Raw genomic sequence first — 17013 nt, forward strand, 5'->3', positions numbered from 1 at the left:
CATTACTAGGTTTTTAAAAATTTAAAATGAGAATCATTAGAATTATATTATTTTATGTTCATGACCAAATTAAGAAACAAGAACTTGTAGTACTAACAGTCCGCCACCGAACAATAAAACGAAGACAACAACTGGCCAAACGAATTTTACCCAGTGTGAGTACCTAATATCTAACATCTGAAGAGTTGCCATAACAAGTCCTGTTGGTGCTAAGAAGAGCATTGCGTATTGACCAAATTGGTATGCAGAAACGACAATATATCTTGGAATATTAGCAGAATCGGCTAATGGCGCAAATATTGGCATTGCTAAAACGGCTAACCCAGATGATGACGGCACAATAAATCCAAGGAAGAAGAAAATAATCATCATGACAATAATGAAAATTGGTCCGCTCACACCAACTACTAATGATGAAGCGTATTGGAGGATTGTATCCGAAATTAATCCCTGGTTTAAAACAATATTAATTCCTCGAGCGAGTCCAATAATGAATGACACACCAACTAAACTTGAAGCACCATTAACGAACGCATCAATAACACCTTTTTCTCCAAGTCCTTCTTTTCCAGTACCCGTTAAGATCATAATAGCAATAGAAAAGACTAAGAATGAAGATGCCATCGTTGGGAACCACCACCCTTTTGCCATAACGCCCCAAACCATAATTGGGAATGTAACAACAAATAGTAATAGTATAATTTTTTTACGAATAGTAAAAACAGGTTCTTTGTTTCCATCGCCCGAAGCTACCGACCAAAGTTTATTGAATGCTTCACTATCTTCGTACGTAAATGACGCAGTCGGATCAGCTTTAACTTTTTTACTGTAGCGACCTAAGTAGATAATTAAGAAGATTGAGCCAACAACTAATCCGACAATCCGCCAAATCATACCTTGAGTGAAATCAATGCCGGCAGCATTCGACGCAATAACAACTGAGAACGGGTTAATTGTCGAGAAGGTTGTCCCAATGGAACTGGCTAAGAAGATTGCCCCCACGCAGACTATCGAATCGTAACCCATCGCGATAAATACGGGTACTAGAATTGGATAAAAAGCAACGGCTTCTTCTTCAATTCCGCACAACGTTCCGCCTAAAACCATTAAAATTGAAACGAAAAAGATTGATAAAAACTCGTGTCCTTTCGTTTTTTTAGTAAGCGCCACTAATCCCGATTCAAAAGCGCCACTGACTTTAACCACGCCAATCATACCGCCCAAGACCAAAATGAATACCATAATATCAACGGCTTGAATTGTCCCGTTCACCATGCTGGTCGTGATGTCAGATGGTCCAGCCGGATTCTGTTTTAATCGCTGATATGTATTAGGAATTGATACAGCAGCTGTTATACCACCAGATGTAAATTGTTTAATATCAATTTTAACGTGTAACTTATCTAATTGATTTTGTGTCGCCGGTACCTTTTTTACATTGCCATGGGCATCTGTAATTTTTAATTCTGTACTCGCCTGATCATAAGACAATTTCGAATAAGATCCTGCCGGAATAATCCATGTTGCCATAACTGCAACAATCGTTAATATAAATAAAATGACAAAAGCGCCCGGCATTTTTAGCTTAAATTTCTTTTTAGGCGTCTCCACCATTGGTGTTGTTGAATCCATAATAGGTTCCTCCTTTAAGTGTTGTCTTACATAATTTGCTACGTTCTCCCCTCAACATCTCATTACCATCGTTGTCACCCTCCTCCGTCGGTTGTTTCGCTTGGATTATATCAATAGTTCGTTATTCATGGAGTGAGAATAGTGACATAAAAAGTGTTAACCAGTTCACACTTTTGGTCGTTAATAAAAAAATAGAGCCATAAAATCCAATTGTTAAATCAGATTTTACGGCTCTATTCGATATTATGATTACTCATGTAATGCTTGTGACAAACGTTTCAAACCTTCTATTAAAACTGATTCTTTAGCACAATACCCTAATCTTGCATGACCCGGTACACCAAATCGACTACCAGGGACCATTAAAACCCCATAATCTTTTAATAACTTCTTACAAAATTGTTCATCATCGTCAATTGTTTCAAATTTTATAAATGAAGTTGAAACAGACTTTGGCACGACTAAGCTAATGGCTGGTTCACTATCGACCCAGTCAGTTAATATTTTTAAATTTTGTTTAACAATTTTTCGATTTCTATCCAGAACGAGATCCTTATTTTTTAAAATATGAACAGCCATCTGATCATTAAAAACACCGGCGCATATCATTGTATAATCGCGATATTTTCTAAAAATATCCGTTACGGCAGGATTAGCAACTGTCCATCCAATCCTAATACCAGGTGTCGAATATGTTTTTGATAAACTATTTGTCGCAATCCCTTTATCATATAAATCAACAATTGAACTGACATCTGTAGTATCGTCTAAAGGCAAATAAACCTCATCAACTAGGACATACGCGCCAACTTCTTTAGCGATTTTTACTATTTCTGTCATTAAATTTGTTTCAATGACCGTTCCTGTTGGATTGTTTGCATTATTTAAACAAATCATTTTAGTATTTGGTCGAATAAGTGTCCGCAATTCGTCCAAATCGGGCATCCATTGATTTTCTTCAGAAATATTCCAAAAATCGACTTCAGCTCCTAATGATTTAGGAATATCGTAGAGTTGCTGATAACTAGGATACATCGAAATGACGTGATCACCAGGTTCGATTAATGCATACAAAGCTAATTGATTCGCTCCCGTTGCACCGTTAGTTTGTAAAACTTGTTCTGGTGATACAGTTTTATATAAATGACTGGCCTCTGTTTTAAAGGCTGGAGAACCTTCAATCCAACCGTAATTCATTTTTTGTGCATCTAAATCACGATAAAAATCCTGACTATTTTCCTGACCCATATTCAGTAACTCGTTCATCGTCATCGATGAAACTGTACTTTGTGCAATATCATATGTAGCCTGTGTTTCATAAACGTTCAACCATTCCTCAACGCCAAATCCTGCAATTTCCATAAGTTATCATTCTCCATTCCACAATATTTTGTTAACGCATACATAATAACAGAAATTAAAATTTAAACTAGCAGAAATTTCACATTTTTCGGATTAATCATTTATTTATGACATAAAAAAAGATTAATCATTCGTAAATTTACGATGATTAATCTTTAAATGTTTCACGTGAAACAATTAAATCGTCTTTTTCGCTAAACAGTTACATTCAACTTTTTCCGGTGCATTTTTAGCTTTTTTATCGATTACTTTCCGTAACCGTACGACATCTGATTGACTCAGTGCCACTTCATCCAACAAATCCGCAATTGTTGATCCAATTTTCATTTGGCACATATGATCAAATAACAACTGACTAACATGATCCATCGTTGATTGTTCTTCTATTAGAGGTTTATAAATGAATGCTCGACCTTCCTTATCGGCAGATAACGCACCCTTTTTAACTAATCGTCCCAATAACGTTTTAACTGTTGGCATTTGCCATTTCATTTTTTCTTTTAAATTTTCAAATATTTCGTTGCTAGTACTTTGCCCAAGCGTCCAAATAACACGCATAACTTCCCACTCGGCGTCACTAATTTCAATTGATTGTTTTGTTGTCATAGTCTTCGCTCCTTTAAGCTCACATTATCTTCATGATTACAATTGTAAACTAAAGGTTGTACTGCGTCAACAGGTTGGCTCCGACCGACGCTGCTCTCACTCTCATTGGCTTATTTTAGTCTTAGCTTTTACACAATATAATTGGTATACTGTTGTTTACGACTTCAGACTATTTTTAATTAAGGGGAATTGCTATGACTACTTTTTTCAACCGTTACAAAACATCCTTATTTTTACTTTTAGGATTAGTTATAGGTGGCATTGTTGGCCTATTATTTAAAGAACAAGCTTCCGTTCTTAAGCCATTAGGTGATCTTTTTCTAAATCTAATGTACATGATTTTAGTCCCTCTCGTTTTCTTCAGCATCTCATCAGCAATCGCAGAGATGTCTGAAATGAAGCGTCTTGGTAAAATTATGATAACTACCTTGATTGTTTTTTTAACGACAGCCTTCATTGCCGGAATTATTGGATATATTGGTGTTCGCCTTTTCAACCCGATTCATGGTGTAAACGTTGATACCATTAAAGGTTTAATGGGTACGGTTAAAGACACTTCTGTAAAATCGTCCGGTTTAGAAACGTTAGTTAATACATTTACCGTTAACGATTTTTATCATCTATTGTCTAAAGATAATATGCTTCAATTAATTATCTTTTCAATCTTGATGGGTACAGCTGCCTCAGCAACCGGTAAAGAAGCGAGTGCGTTCACAAAATTCTTATCAGCCGGAAACGTAGTTGTCATGCGTATGGTTAAATACGTTATGTATTACGCACCAATTGGTTTAGGTTGTTTCTTTGCCAATATTATTGGTAACTTAGGACCTCAAATTGCCGCCGGTTATTTACGTAGTTTCGTTCTCTACTTAGGAATTACGGCCTTCTACTTCTTTGTAATGATGAGTTTATATGCCTTCATTGCAGGTGGTAAAGCCGGATTTACTATTTTTTGGAAAAACGTTTCAGCCCCTGCTGTCACAGCAATCGCAACAAGTTCGTCTGCCGCAAGTATACCTGTTAACTTAGAGTACTCTAAAAAAATGGGTGTAACGGAAGATATCGCAAACACCATTATTCCTTTAGGCGCAAATACGCATAAAGATGGTTCTGTGATCGGTGGCGTCTTAAAAACAACCTTTTTATTTGCCGTCTTCGGTAAAGATATTACGAGTGTTAATAACATGATTATGATTATCTGCGTATCATTCTTGGTTGGTGTCGTTATGGGCGCAATCCCAGGTGGTGGTATGGTTGCCGAAACCTTAATTTGTTCAATTTTTGGTTTTCCGATGGCCGCCCTTCCATTAATTTTAATCATTACGACAATTATTGACATTCCGGCTACTTTGTTAAATTCAACAGGAAATACCGCGACTGCAATGCTTGTTACGCGCTTTGTTGAAGGTAAAGATTGGTTAAAGGATTTTATGGCACAAAAGTAATTTATACTAAATAAAGGAGTCTTTCAAAATCATTAGATTTTGAAAGACTCCTTTATTTTTATCTAGTTATTTTCTATTTTGTCTCCCTACCCGTTCCTTACCGGCCACTCTATCATGGCCCTTACCCGCTCTTCTACCATCTTTAAAATCTTCATAATATCGATGGAACCATCTTAGTATTGTTTCTTCACTCACATCAAGTGCTTCTTCGGCATCTTCAGTGAAGTTTTCCCAAGCATCCGGATCTCTTCGTGCCATTTCTCTTCTAAGCGTCAAAATAAGTGGTTTCAATTTTTCTCTATCTTTTTGTGACATTTTCAAAAATGCCTCGGTGCCTTTAGGATCCATCTGGCTGACACCCGTAAATTCACTATTATCTGCACTATTGGCAATAAATGAACGAATTGGGATAATAATGAAAAAGACTAATGCTACTTTTGGGAAAAACCACCCTAATACAATTAAAGCCAACATTAATAATCCAGTTTCAGTATTATGTTTACCATAAATTGCCACGTAAACTTTTTGCATATCAGATTTTTCTGTATATTTTTGATGAATAATTGCTTTTGCAATTCCCCTGAAAATATAAATAATAATCACATATAAAATGCCATACATTACAACCGTCTCTTTAACCGTATCGGTAGTCATTAATCTTGTAAATGCTGGAATTAATGCTAAAAACATCATTAAAATTAAATCCATAACAATAATTTTATTCGATACTTCATCGACTTCTGCAAAAACAACTGCGTGCTGGTACCATAAATTGGCCACAAAACAGAAACTAACAATAAAAATACCAATCGTTTGAAATAAATCAGCAAAATTAATTTCACCATTTTTAACTTCAATCGGCATTTCTAGTACCATGATTGTAATGATGATTGCAATAATTGCATCGCTTAATGTATCAAGTCGTTCCTTAATCTTCATAACGTAGCACCCCTAAATTATTCATATTATTTATGATCTATAATCGATGTATCTTGTTTTTTTAGTCGTTCTTTTCGTAATGATAATAGCTTTGAAGTCGTTGATAGAGACATTGACAACAAAATAAAAAATAAACTGGTCATGAGGAAATATGATGGTAAAACACCACCGACAGACTTAATAACCAGTGTTGAAATTGTAAAAAAGACTGTGAAAAAATTTAAAATAATTAAACTAACATCATAACTTCCTTTGATTTTCAATAATGTATGAGAAAAGTAAAAAAAGGCAATGCTAACTGTCATAAACAAGGTATATATTATAAAAAAGATTATGATAAAGATTCCCGGCTCAGCTTTTGCAAAATCAGTAGCTGATTTATCCGTAGCCATCTCAGAAATGGCTAAAACTTGTGAAAATAAGAAATAAATAGCAAATAAAAAAATAGCGTACGTAATCACTTTTTTTATGTTTTTCATTCTAGAAGCTCCCTCTTCTTAATTTAACCGAATTATATTATACGATTGATAGCCAATAAGTCATCAATTTCATAGGTTGCCTTTACGGACGTTTTATTTTTGGTATTCCCCGGGTTATACCAAACAGTATCAACGTTAACGTTGTTGCCACCTTGAATATCTGACGTTAAAGAATCGCCAATAATAAGTGCTTTTTTTGGATCAAAATCATCAATGCGATTAAAAACATAATTAAAATATCCAACTGCTGGTTTTTGATATCCTGTCGTTTCTGAAACGAAGACTTGCGGAAAATATTGATCCAGTTTTGCTTCTGCTAATCGCTTATATTGCATGTCTGCAATACCATTTGTGATGATTGATAATTGATATTTTGTCTTATCTATTGACGCCAACAATTCGTCGGCGCCTTTTATTTTTTCATGTCCATCAGTTAAATGGTCTTGATATTGCTTGGCTAACGCCTTACCGTCGACCACTTTATTAAACTGTTTCTTGAAAAATATCTCAAAACGATTATTAAATAGTAAAAATTCGTAATTTTTCACTTTCACTCTCAACTTTCATCCGTCTGACTTAGTGATTAAACATTATCATTTTTAACATTAGTTGTAAAACAAAAAAAGCTTTGAATCGGGACATACGTCCGAATCCAAAGCTTTGAATAATTAATTTAAATTTTAGTACCAACCATTTGATAACCAGAATGATTTAGCAGCTTCCCATGAACCGTAACGGCTTGAAACGTAGTTATTAGCTACTTTTTCTTGGTTTGCAGCTGAGTAATCACCATTTAAGTATGAAGAACTTAATTGATATTTACCAATATATTGACCATTTGTAGCTGTATATGAGCCACCAGATTCTTTGTTAGCAATCCATGCTTTAGCACTTGATGAATCAGAAGTAGTTGCTGCAGCTGGTGCTACGGCTTTTTTAGCTGGTGCAGGTGTTGATGCTGCAGGTGCTACTGCTTCAGAAGTTGTGTTTGTTGATGCAGCTGGTGTTGTTGCTTTAACAGCTGTATCAGTATTGATTGTTAATTGTTCGCCAACATAGATTAAGTTACTATCTTTGATGTCATTTGCTTTAACAATTGCGTCAACACTAACATCATTAGATGTCTTTGTGCTGTATGTTGCTGAGATGTTGTTAAGTGTGTCACCTGATTTTACAGTATAAACATCAGCATCTGCTGCTTTAACTGCAAGTCCAAGACCTGCTGCGACCGTTGCGACCATTGCGACTGAAAATTTTGTCATTTTAGTATTCAATTTCATTATGTTAGTTCTCCTTTTTGTTGAGCGGTTTTATTTAATTTCTTCTATTTATCTTACGAGGTTCATACTATCAGTTGCCTTTTACATAAGCATTTCAGCTAAATATCAATATCCTGAAATAATGTAATATATATAATATTCTGTAATAAATGTAAACCAATCAAAGTGCCCGCTTACCTGCTCATTCTCTCAACGATAGGCCTCACTAAGATAATTTATTTGTATTTTATGTGACAAAATACGGCGTTAAATATGCTAAAAAGAATTTAAAAAGTTTGTTTTTTTGCTTGATTTTATAAAAAAAGAATTATTAGCGACAATTCTCGCCAATAATTCTTTTAAAATTTCACTTGATCATGCTGTGTCCAAGTATCTAATCGAGCACTTTTATAAATAATTTAGTCTTTTATATCCTCTTGAAGTAATACATTCATAAAATCTAGTACTTATTTTTTCAATAAATGATTAATTTGACAACATTATTTAAAAAGAATAAAATATTTTCATGGGTTAGTGAATACTCACTCACTTTATGAATGGAGGTTATTATTATGGATAAACCAGTTATTCAATTACATGATCTATCAAAATCATTTAACAAACACGTCGTTTTGGATCACATTTCAACAACCGTAGAAGAAGGTACCATCTTGGGTCTGATTGGCCCTTCAGGTGCCGGAAAATCAACTATCATTCAATTATTACTTGGTTCAGAAACAGCCGATAGTGGTACGGCGACTGTCTTCAATCAGGTAATGCCTAATCGTGAATTACTAGGAAACATTGGTTATATGGCCCAAAATGATTCCTTATACGAACAACAATCTGGCCGTGAAAATTTAATTTTTTTCGGTCGAATGAAGGGAATCACAAAACAAGACATACCATCTAGCGTTGAACACGTCACGAATGTAGTTAATTTAGGAGATGCATTGGATAAACGTGTCTCTACATACTCTGGTGGTATGAAACGTCGTCTTTCACTTGCTATTGCCCTCATTGGAAATCCAGATTTAATTGTTTTAGATGAACCAACTGTTGGTATTGATCCCGCTCTTCGCCGCCATATCTGGCAAGAGCTTCACCGATTAAAAGCAGAAGGTCACACTATCCTTGTTACAACCCATGTCATGGACGAAGCTGAACTAGTCGATCGTGTTGCTATGTTATTAAACGGCCACTTACTTGCAGATGACACTCCTGAAAAGCTAAAAAATAAGTATCACGTCAATTCAATTGAAGCCGTCTTTTTAAAGGTTGAGGAGGAAAACAAATGAGAACTTTAGTCATTGCCAAACGCGTTTTAACTGAATTATTAAGAGATAAGCGTTCTTTGGCACTCATCTTTATTGCGCCGCTACTTGTCCTAACACTGATGAGTTTTGCATTTAATAATAATTTAACGCAATCAACTAAGATTGGAACCGTCTCTGTCTCTAAAATATTTAATCAAAAATTGGATCAAAAAAATATCATCATTAAAAAATACGCAACTATCAGCCAGGCTAAAGCAGCACTTAAAAAGGACCAGATTGACTCATATATAAATCAATCTGGTCAAAAATTATCTGTTACTTATGCAAACGTCGATGCCAGTAAGACGGCCGCAACGAAAATGGCTATCAAAACGGCCGCTGGTTCCATCCAACAAGAAAAAATCGAAAATGAATTAACGACCTTAACAAAAAATTTACCCGAATCACCCAAATTAAATGTAGCTCAACCTTTATCACTCAAAAATCACTATATTTACGGCGATAAAAATACCTCTTACTTTGATAAGATGCTACCAATATTAATGGGATTCTTCGTTTTCTTCTTTATTTTCCTAATCTCTGGTATGTCTTTATTGAAAGAAAGAACATCTGGTACCCTTGATCGTTTATTGGCCACACCCGTTAAACGATCAGAAATTGTCTTTGGTTATATGCTTAGTTACAGCGTTTTAGCCTTTCTACAAACGATATTAATTGTTTTATTTACAGTTAAAGTCCTGTCCGTCGATATTTTGGGTAACATATGGTCAGTTATTATCATTAATTTATTATTATCGCTAGTTGCTTTAGCATTTGGTATTTTAATGTCGACTTTTGCGAAATCAGAATTCCAATTGATGCAGTTTATTCCTATCATCGTTCTACCCCAAGTCTTTCTATCTGGTATCATTTCACTCGATTCAATGCCCCAGTGGCTTCAATATTTTTCGTATATCTTACCAATGAGATATGCCGGTGAGGCATTAACAGGTGTTATCATGCACGGTTATCATTTACTGACCGTATGGCCTATGCTAGTCGCATTATTAATTTTCTTGATTGTTTCACTAATTTTGAATATTATTGGATTGAAACGTTATAGGAAGGTTTAGGTATTCAAATGGAAAACATTAAAAATGATTGGATTTCCGATAAAAATATTCCGAACGGAAAAAGAGCTGTTCTATTGGCCGGTTTAACGTTATTTTCGGCTCAAGGATTTGATAATACCTCAACCTCTGAACTTGCAGCTGAAGCACAAGTCAGCGAAGCAACTATTTACAAATATTTTAAAACAAAATATGATTTGTTATTGGCAATTATCAACCCGATGATAGCTAATTTCATTCCAAAATCAGCGTTAGCTCTTCAATCTGAAATCAAAGAAATCGATTTAACATTAGATACCTTCGTCCACTTTTTTGTTCAAAATCGTTGGGATTTTTTGAAACAAAATCATGAAGCTATCCAAATTTTAATTACAGAAATTTTAACAGATTCGTCAATTAAACGACTTTTCGTTGAAACAATGAACATCCATACACCATTTCTTAAAAATATTTTATTACATCTATTGGAACAAAATAACAACCTGAATCCCAAATTAACGGCAGACGATTTTGCTCGAACCATTATAGGCTTTCTGCTCACCTATTTTATGCAAGTTAATCTTTTTGATATAGAGACAGCTAAGACGGAAGAACAGACTTTAGCTACCATTGAAATGCAGATTATCCGGGCTTTAACTTAAAACCCTAAAAAATATGCTGCGTAAATCTTAAAAAAATAGTGAACGAAAACTTTTGAGTTTTCGTTCACTATTTTTTAGATTGATTATGACCATAATTCAGGTTCTTCGTTAACCGCTATTATTGATCTAAAATTTCACTTGATCATGCTGTGTCCAAGTATCCAATCGAGCACTTTCAATCACAATTTCATAAATAATTTCGTTATCAATATCTGCTTCCAATAACCCATCCATAAATCCTGGCACTTGAACGCGGTACAGATCAGCTAAATCTGATAATTTATACTTTGATCGTTTAATACTCAATTTATTGCTAGCAATCGTCATCCCCGTACTAGTCGGAATCGTATTAATGGCGGCCTTTCCTAAATCAAGTTCAGCAATTTTAGGCGTCTCTGGGGCTGAACCAAAATACCAAACATTCGATTTTTCAGGCGACACAATAAAGCGCATTTGTCGACTTGATGGTATCCCATCAGCCGTAGCCGTGCTAAGCACCATTTGATTTGTTTCACCAATAAAGCGACGAAATTTATCTAAAACATTATGTTCCTTCACTTCAGAAGGCGTTTCACCATTAATAAAGGCCAATACTTCATCAACCGTTTTTAATGCTGACTCATTTTGTAAGTAATATAAAATTTGTGGGATATATGGCGAGATATCACGGCCCTTATAATAGAACTGTAACCATCTTTTTGACGCCAGTAATGGACCCGCGTACGTTGTTCTTAATCTTGTTTTATACCAGCTAATTAAATTTTTTAATGGCCAATGTTTAAGCATTAATTGCCAAAAATAGGACGTAAATAGGACTAAAATAGCTGCTACTAATACATTAACTTCAATAACACTTACAATCGACATCGATTTAAATTGTTCAAATGTCGAATAAAACCCTAATAATAGCCCAGACGATAACACCGTTAAAAATGCAACTAATCTTCGCTTAAATAACCTTAATTTATGTAACATTAAGCCAGATATGTCACGTCTTCGTTTCATATTTCTTTCTCGTACAGCCATTTCTTCTAGTAATACTTTATCTTCTTTAGAAGGCATCTTCATCCTCATCTCCAAAATAATCAAATTGCTGTCTTAATTCAAACGTTCCAATATCAGCATAATCTTGGATTATAATTCTATTTTGGCCTTCCCTATGATCTCGTGGCCCATATTTTGAGTAGTACATCTCTTCAGCTAGGTCAGTATGCTTTTTTAATAATTTAGGATTATAACTTGCCTTATCATTTCTCCGACGACTTCTCGATAAAATAAGATTATAGATATGCAAAATAAAAAAGAAGATGATGAAAAATAAATAATATTGTAAAAATGTGCTTATAATGGTGTCAAAAAGCTCTGTAAATGCCGCCTGATTAATTGGTATATTCTTATCCCTAAAGATGATTAGTATCGTTGTAATGCCAATTGGCACTAAACATGCAATCCACCCAATCGTAATTAAGACTAATTGTTTTAATTTAAGACTTAATTGCTTTTGACCAAAGAACCAATCGATCGTTAATGATTTTTCATCAACTTCATTTACGATGTAATCTGGTTTATTTACTATCATCTTCATCGCCTCCTAAATCCGCTGTAATACTTTCTGAGCGTTCTGGTGAATGCCAAACACCACCATCTTCACCCGTAACAATTTTACGGATAGTTGGAATTAACTCTGCTACCATCGTATACGTATTAACCATCCAGTAGATAAGAAGATACCAAGGCGCAAAAATAACGTATTTTAAAGACTTGCCTTGGTCATTGAACAACGAGGCCATGATTAATTGAATTAAGCCAATAACAACCTCTATTGAAATAAAAATGCTAGCAAATGCTAAATTATTACTTAGTTGTAGCCAATCCTTATTCACGATACAGATAATCTGAATGGCAATAAATGCAATCATACTTAACCAATAAAAAACGGACCAAATAACACTTAACGCATAATCAATAATAATCGGTACGCTTGAGAACTGTTTGATTGGATGGCGTAAAACACGTAATGTTTTCGTTAAAAGAACATAGACACCACCTGACGACCACCGATGTCTTTGCTTGATTAACTCACCTAATTTTTCAGGCACATCCATAAAAAAGCGAATATGTGGCGCAAAATAAGCTCTCCAACCCAAGGCTTGCATATCCCAGGCTATCGCAATATCTTCTGTTGGTTGCTCAGCTTCCCAACCACCAACGTCTAAAACTGCTGCTTTTCGATACATCGTATTAGCTCCTGAGAAAGCAAATAAACCGCCATATGATAATTGAGATCTTTTAATCAGACCAATAATTGAATTCAATTCATTCTGTTGCGCTTCTGCTACAATTGTCGTTTTATTAATAGGCAACATGTTACCTGTAACAGCCCCTAAGTTTTTACCATTTTCTCTTTCAAAGTACGACATATATTTCCATAAGGCATCCACTTCTGGTTTTGAATCGGCGTCATTAGATAGGATAAATTCGCCCTTCGCAAAAGCTAACGCAATATTAAATCCAGCTGCCTTACCACGATTATTAATAATCGTAATTGTTCGTAATCGTGACTTAAACTCATCTTGTAATGTCGCTAAAATATCTCCCGTTTTGTCGGTAGACCCATCGTTAATGACGATTACTTCATATTTATCCAAGGGATAGTTCATCTTGGTTTCAAGATGACGAATTGTGGCCTCGATTGATTTTTCTTCATTATGTGCGGGCACAAAAATGGAGATAAAAGGTTCACCCTTCTCAAGATACTTGGGTAACTCCTTCTTCTCCATAAATATTCTATAGTAGAGACTTGACACGATAAATGCCAAGCCACCAACAATTGGATACGATACAATCGTATAAATTAGGATTCGCGTTATTTCATCTAGTGCCGCTGCTGTCATCTGATACCCCCAGAAATTATTTTGTTTAATTAGTTAGAATTCTTAATACCCCTGATTTGAGGCTCTTTAAACTATACCCTCTGTTATTTAAATAATCAAACGGATATTTAAATAGTCTAATTTTTCTTGATTAATGTTTCACGTGAAACATTTTAGTTGTTTATTTTTAACTAATACCTGCCTTTATGCTACCATCAGGTTGAGTAACTTACATATAGGGGGAATAAACATGAAACAATCTCATTACGATACTATTATCATCGGCGCTGGCCCTGGTGGCCTTTCAGCTGCTTTTGATTTAAGTCAACAACAGTCCGTATTAATCATTGAAAATGATCTTTGGGGAGGCACATGTCCGAACCGCGGTTGTGATCCTAAAAAGATGCTTTATTCCGCCGTTGAAACAAAACAACGCCAAGAATCATTATCTGGATTTGGATTAACGGGTAACACGACTATCAATTGGCCTGAATTAATGGCATTTAAATCTGCCTATACGGATAGCGTGCCGGCGAACACTCTAGCCGGATTATCTGGTTCAAATATCACAACAGTCTATGGGTCCGCCAAATTTATTTCAGAAACAGAAATCAGCATAAATGACGCTCTATATTCCGCAGATAACTTTATACTTGCAACTGGTCAATCACCAGTTATCCCTAATATTACAGGACGCCATTTTTTAAAAACGAGTACAGACTTTTTATCGCTTAAAACATTACCAGAAAAAATGGTCTTCATTGGTGCCGGTTATGTTTCAATTGAACTCGCTAATATCGCGGCTGCGGCCGGGTCAGAAGTCCATATCATTCAGCATAATAATCAAATTTTGCGTGAATTCCCAACAGTTTACACGAATCGACTTATTGATAATTTAAAAAACAATGGTATTCATTTTCATTTCGATACTACGGTCACCGAAGTCCGAAAAACCGATATTGGCTATCAACTACTAGGAGATAATGAGCTTGATTTAACTGTTGATTTAGCGATATCTGCGCTGGGTCGTCATCCAAATGTAGAGACCCTTAATTTATCCATTGCTGGTGTGGAAGTTGATTCTCATGGTATTGTGGCTGACGATCACTTAACAACCTCAAATGAACACATTTATACCGTTGGTGACGTCATTTCACGAAAGCAACCTAAATTAACACCCGTTTCAACATTCGAAGGTCACTATGTTTCGAATCAACTACTTGGTCAATTAACTCACGCAATCTCTTATCCGCCAATTCCGGTAACTGTCTACGCGAGTCCACAACTCTCACAGGTTGGTATATCCTTAGAACAGGCCCAAAAAGACCCAGAACATTACGAAGTGAGAATCCAAGATACAACAAAATGGTACACCTTTAATCGGATTAAAGAACCCGAAGCATCCATGACAACGATTTTTGATAAATCAACACATTTATTAGTCGGAGCCATTGCTTACACGACAATTGCTGAAGAACTCATCAACTACTTAACGCCACTAATCGCAAATAAAACGTCAAAATCAGCTGTTGACCAACTCATCTTTGCTTACCCAACGCCGGCAAGTGATTTAGATTATTATTTGTAATAAAAGAAGCTATTAAACGAAAAATTCTCGTTTAATAGCTTCTTTTATTTTCTCTGTCGCTTACGTTTCAACGCATTATTGATAGACCGAACATTTAATCCAGTTGAGATGCGTAAAATAATCCATACAACCACATATATCACGGTTATTTCGGTTAAATAAATAAAGGGGTTACCTAACATGTCTATTATATTGTTACTCAATCCAACAATTAGTATGACGCCCACATAATGAATTAATATGGCTACAAAAAAATTCAGACGTTCAATACTAAAAATCATTGATAATACGCCGATTAACACGCTCATCACAAATACTCTAATAATGTCTTCAGGTGTCACAGTAACTGGCTTCATCTGAGTTAGTAACATAAGCAAAAAGATAAATGAACCAATTAACACCCCAATTGAAATATGACGCATTATTTTTTTTATCATCAAATTGTCCTCACATTCTTAATTGTCGACGCAGCTCTGGTAAATACTTACGACTAACACTGATCTTCAGCTGATTTGTCATAATTGCTGTCATATTTCCAGAAAAAGCAGCTTCTAATGAGTCCAGCTGATTAATATTAATAACGGTACTCTTTGCAACTTGAATGAAATCATTATTATTTAACCGTTCAAGAATTGTTTTAAGTTGTCCTTTTGATACGTAGTCCTTCGTAATCGTATGAATAGTCAACTCACTACCGTACACCTCAATAGCAAGTATCTCACTCGTTTGAACCATAACGGTTCGGTCTTCCGTTGTGATTGGAATCATATCAAGCTGCTCGTTCCAATTTTCTAGTTGTTGTAGTAATTTTAAAACATCCCCGGAAAGAGAGTTAGCGCGAAGATTAATGATCACTTCATCGTTGCCTAGTTCATCATCTTGTTCAAAATTAACCTTCAAGTCGCATCCCTCTTCTCCACTAATATTCGTTAATTATACCCTACTTACAACTGACCGACGACTACTACCGGCTAAAATCAGTGCCACAATAATAAAAATCACCGTAAAAGCTCCTAAAATCAGTCCATTTTGTTGAATAGTTGTCAGTTCATTCAAATTAATGCCGATACCCATCGATTTTTTGAATTCTAATATATCAGCCACCGTTGCCTTTTGGAACGATTCATCTAATTGTTGTTTAACTAATATTTGACGGAAAATTGATGCATTATAAGGTGCTGGTGTTAACTTCATAATTAATTGGGCTGTATTGGGAACTGATCCCATTGGCATATAAACCCCCGCAAAAAAGCCAGATGCAGTTCCAATAATGGCGTTAATTTTCCCCAATGAATCAACTTTCTTCACGAATGAGAATAAAAGTAAATTAAAGGTTGTCCAAACCACACTGCTCAGTACAATAGTTCCCAGAAGTGGCAAAATGATATCTAATTGAAAGTCAATACCATCTACGGCAATAAAGTAAACTTCCATACCTAATAACATTACTACCTGCATAACAATCCCAATAATAATAGCACTCACAAAATAACTAATCTGAATGCCAATATAAGAAATATCCGTTAAATATAAATCAGATAAAGCCCCACTCTCGCGATCTTTAATCATTTGACTCAGTCCATAGGACGTCGCTGATATTGCAGTTACCACCAATGTTCCTCCGATTAACCAGGGATCCAGTAAAAGCTTTGTATCCGGAACGCTTGCCCAACTAGCTACCATATTTTGTTTCAAAAAAACAAGATATAAAATAAACGAGATAAGTGCCCCCATTAAAGAAAAAATGACCCCACTACGATTACCAAAATATAAACTCAAATGACGCTTAATTAAACTTTGCAT

Annotated in this window: 18 protein-coding genes; 5 read left to right on the forward strand and 13 right to left on the reverse strand. The window is 35.2% G+C overall.

The window, feature by feature from the left end; all coding sequences use genetic code 11:
* Positions 1-69: 69 nt before the first annotated feature.
* The 3 genes from N0K80_RS03195 to N0K80_RS03205 form a co-directional block, all read right to left on the reverse strand.
* Positions 70-1614 (reverse strand): YfcC family protein, encoded by a 1545-nt coding sequence (locus N0K80_RS03195; RefSeq protein WP_186726310.1) that lies wholly within the window; start codon positions 1612-1614, stop codon positions 70-72.
* A gap of 267 nt (positions 1615-1881) precedes the next feature.
* Positions 1882-2994: an aminotransferase gene (locus N0K80_RS03200; RefSeq protein WP_269023757.1), complete on the reverse strand. Its 1113-nt coding sequence runs from the start codon at positions 2992-2994 to the stop codon at positions 1882-1884.
* Positions 2995-3171: 177 nt separating this feature from the next.
* Positions 3172-3600, reverse strand: coding sequence for a CopY/TcrY family copper transport repressor (locus tag N0K80_RS03205; protein WP_269023758.1), 429 nt, complete (start codon positions 3598-3600; stop codon positions 3172-3174).
* A 194-nt stretch (positions 3601-3794) separates the two neighbouring features.
* On the opposite strand from N0K80_RS03205, the gene N0K80_RS03210 reads away from it, so the two are divergent.
* Positions 3795-5045, forward strand: a complete 1251-nt coding sequence (locus tag N0K80_RS03210; RefSeq protein WP_269023759.1) for a dicarboxylate/amino acid:cation symporter — start codon at positions 3795-3797, stop codon at positions 5043-5045.
* Between the two features lie 66 nt (positions 5046-5111).
* Here N0K80_RS03210 and N0K80_RS03215 read toward each other — a convergent pair whose 3' ends face one another.
* From N0K80_RS03215 to apf, 4 genes are all read right to left on the reverse strand, one after another.
* Complete coding sequence (locus N0K80_RS03215; protein ID WP_146343123.1) at positions 5112-5984, reverse strand: TMEM175 family protein; 873 nt, start codon at positions 5982-5984, stop codon at positions 5112-5114.
* Between the two features lie 26 nt (positions 5985-6010).
* Positions 6011-6463: a hypothetical protein gene (locus tag N0K80_RS03220; RefSeq protein WP_269008396.1), complete on the reverse strand. Its 453-nt coding sequence runs from the start codon at positions 6461-6463 to the stop codon at positions 6011-6013.
* A gap of 32 nt (positions 6464-6495) precedes the next feature.
* A complete protein-coding gene (locus tag N0K80_RS03225) occupies positions 6496-7017 on the reverse strand; it encodes an HAD hydrolase-like protein (protein WP_269023760.1) in 522 nt (173 codons plus the stop codon).
* A gap of 126 nt (positions 7018-7143) precedes the next feature.
* Complete coding sequence (apf, locus tag N0K80_RS03230; protein ID WP_404825117.1) at positions 7144-7743, reverse strand: aggregation-promoting factor; 600 nt, start codon at positions 7741-7743, stop codon at positions 7144-7146.
* 551 nt (positions 7744-8294) lie between these two features.
* Between apf and N0K80_RS03235 the strand changes: the two genes are divergently transcribed.
* From N0K80_RS03235 to N0K80_RS03245, 3 genes are read left to right on the forward strand one after another with little or no spacing between them, the layout of a single operon-like run.
* Positions 8295-9020, forward strand: a complete 726-nt coding sequence (locus N0K80_RS03235) for an ABC transporter ATP-binding protein (RefSeq protein ID WP_269023761.1) — start codon at positions 8295-8297, stop codon at positions 9018-9020.
* Positions 9017-10111: an ABC transporter permease gene (locus tag N0K80_RS03240; RefSeq protein ID WP_269023762.1), complete on the forward strand. Its 1095-nt coding sequence runs from the start codon at positions 9017-9019 to the stop codon at positions 10109-10111. Before N0K80_RS03235 ends, N0K80_RS03240 begins: the two co-directional genes overlap by 4 nt.
* A gap of 8 nt (positions 10112-10119) precedes the next feature.
* The gene (locus N0K80_RS03245) at positions 10120-10749 is read left to right on the forward strand and encodes a TetR/AcrR family transcriptional regulator (protein WP_269008399.1); all 630 of its coding nucleotides are present in this window, start codon (positions 10120-10122) and stop codon (positions 10747-10749) included.
* A 126-nt stretch (positions 10750-10875) separates the two neighbouring features.
* Here the strand turns inward: N0K80_RS03245 and N0K80_RS03250 are convergent, their stop codons facing one another.
* The 3 genes from N0K80_RS03250 to N0K80_RS03260 are packed head-to-tail and all read right to left on the reverse strand — an operon-like array spanning position 10876 to position 13643.
* Positions 10876-11811, reverse strand: a complete 936-nt coding sequence (locus N0K80_RS03250) for a pyridoxamine 5'-phosphate oxidase family protein (RefSeq protein ID WP_269026195.1) — start codon at positions 11809-11811, stop codon at positions 10876-10878.
* On the reverse strand, positions 11801-12328 hold the full coding sequence (locus N0K80_RS03255) for a hypothetical protein (RefSeq protein WP_146343129.1): 528 nt from the start codon (positions 12326-12328) through the stop codon (positions 11801-11803). The genes N0K80_RS03250 and N0K80_RS03255 overlap by 11 nt, the downstream gene beginning before the upstream one ends.
* The gene (locus N0K80_RS03260) at positions 12315-13643 is read right to left on the reverse strand and encodes a glycosyltransferase (RefSeq protein WP_269023764.1); all 1329 of its coding nucleotides are present in this window, start codon (positions 13641-13643) and stop codon (positions 12315-12317) included. Before N0K80_RS03260 ends, N0K80_RS03255 begins: the two co-directional genes overlap by 14 nt.
* 229 nt (positions 13644-13872) lie before the next feature.
* Here N0K80_RS03260 and N0K80_RS03265 point away from each other — a divergent pair, with 229 nt between their 5' ends.
* On the forward strand, positions 13873-15210 hold the full coding sequence (locus N0K80_RS03265) for a dihydrolipoyl dehydrogenase family protein (RefSeq protein ID WP_269023765.1): 1338 nt from the start codon (positions 13873-13875) through the stop codon (positions 15208-15210).
* 44 nt (positions 15211-15254) lie between these two features.
* Here N0K80_RS03265 and N0K80_RS03270 read toward each other — a convergent pair whose 3' ends face one another.
* From N0K80_RS03270 to N0K80_RS03280, 3 genes are read right to left on the reverse strand one after another with little or no spacing between them, the layout of a single operon-like run.
* Positions 15255-15647 (reverse strand): DUF3021 domain-containing protein, encoded by a 393-nt coding sequence (locus tag N0K80_RS03270; RefSeq protein WP_269023766.1) that lies wholly within the window; start codon positions 15645-15647, stop codon positions 15255-15257.
* A gap of 10 nt (positions 15648-15657) precedes the next feature.
* Positions 15658-16110 (reverse strand): LytTR family DNA-binding domain-containing protein, encoded by a 453-nt coding sequence (locus tag N0K80_RS03275; RefSeq protein WP_269023767.1) that lies wholly within the window; start codon positions 16108-16110, stop codon positions 15658-15660.
* Positions 16111-16143: 33 nt separating this feature from the next.
* On the reverse strand, positions 16144-17013 hold the full coding sequence (locus N0K80_RS03280; protein ID WP_269023768.1) for an ABC transporter permease: 870 nt from the start codon (positions 17011-17013) through the stop codon (positions 16144-16146).

This window comes from Dellaglioa carnosa (genome assembly GCF_026948345.1).
Classification (GTDB): domain Bacteria; phylum Bacillota; class Bacilli; order Lactobacillales; family Lactobacillaceae; genus Dellaglioa; species Dellaglioa algida.

Bases quoted from the DNA above. Each gene is read 5' to 3' on its own strand.
- N0K80_RS03210 (WP_269023759.1), top strand. From the start codon at position 3,795: ATGACTACTTTTTTCAACCGTTACAAAACATCCTTATTTTTACTTTTA.
- N0K80_RS03205 (WP_269023758.1), bottom strand. From the start codon at position 3,600: ATGACAACAAAACAATCAATTGAAATTAGTGACGCCGAGTGGGAAGTT.
- N0K80_RS03270 (WP_269023766.1), bottom strand. From the start codon at position 15,647: ATGATAAAAAAAATAATGCGTCATATTTCAATTGGGGTGTTAATTGGT.
- N0K80_RS03240 (WP_269023762.1), top strand. From the start codon at position 9,017: ATGAGAACTTTAGTCATTGCCAAACGCGTTTTAACTGAATTATTAAGA.
- N0K80_RS03215 (WP_146343123.1), bottom strand. From the start codon at position 5,984: ATGAAGATTAAGGAACGACTTGATACATTAAGCGATGCAATTATTGCA.
- N0K80_RS03280 (WP_269023768.1), bottom strand. From the start codon at position 17,013: ATGCAAAGTTTAATTAAGCGTCATTTGAGTTTATATTTTGGTAATCGT.
- N0K80_RS03250 (WP_269026195.1), bottom strand. From the start codon at position 11,811: ATGCCTTCTAAAGAAGATAAAGTATTACTAGAAGAAATGGCTGTACGA.
- apf (WP_404825117.1), bottom strand. From the start codon at position 7,743: ATGAAATTGAATACTAAAATGACAAAATTTTCAGTCGCAATGGTCGCA.
- N0K80_RS03245 (WP_269008399.1), top strand. From the start codon at position 10,120: ATGGAAAACATTAAAAATGATTGGATTTCCGATAAAAATATTCCGAAC.
- N0K80_RS03235 (WP_269023761.1), top strand. From the start codon at position 8,295: ATGGATAAACCAGTTATTCAATTACATGATCTATCAAAATCATTTAAC.
- N0K80_RS03220 (WP_269008396.1), bottom strand. From the start codon at position 6,463: ATGAAAAACATAAAAAAAGTGATTACGTACGCTATTTTTTTATTTGCT.
- N0K80_RS03195 (WP_186726310.1), bottom strand. From the start codon at position 1,614: ATGGTGGAGACGCCTAAAAAGAAATTTAAGCTAAAAATGCCGGGCGCT.
- N0K80_RS03200 (WP_269023757.1), bottom strand. From the start codon at position 2,994: ATGGAAATTGCAGGATTTGGCGTTGAGGAATGGTTGAACGTTTATGAA.
- N0K80_RS03255 (WP_146343129.1), bottom strand. From the start codon at position 12,328: ATGATAGTAAATAAACCAGATTACATCGTAAATGAAGTTGATGAAAAA.
- N0K80_RS03260 (WP_269023764.1), bottom strand. From the start codon at position 13,643: ATGACAGCAGCGGCACTAGATGAAATAACGCGAATCCTAATTTATACG.
- N0K80_RS03265 (WP_269023765.1), top strand. From the start codon at position 13,873: ATGAAACAATCTCATTACGATACTATTATCATCGGCGCTGGCCCTGGT.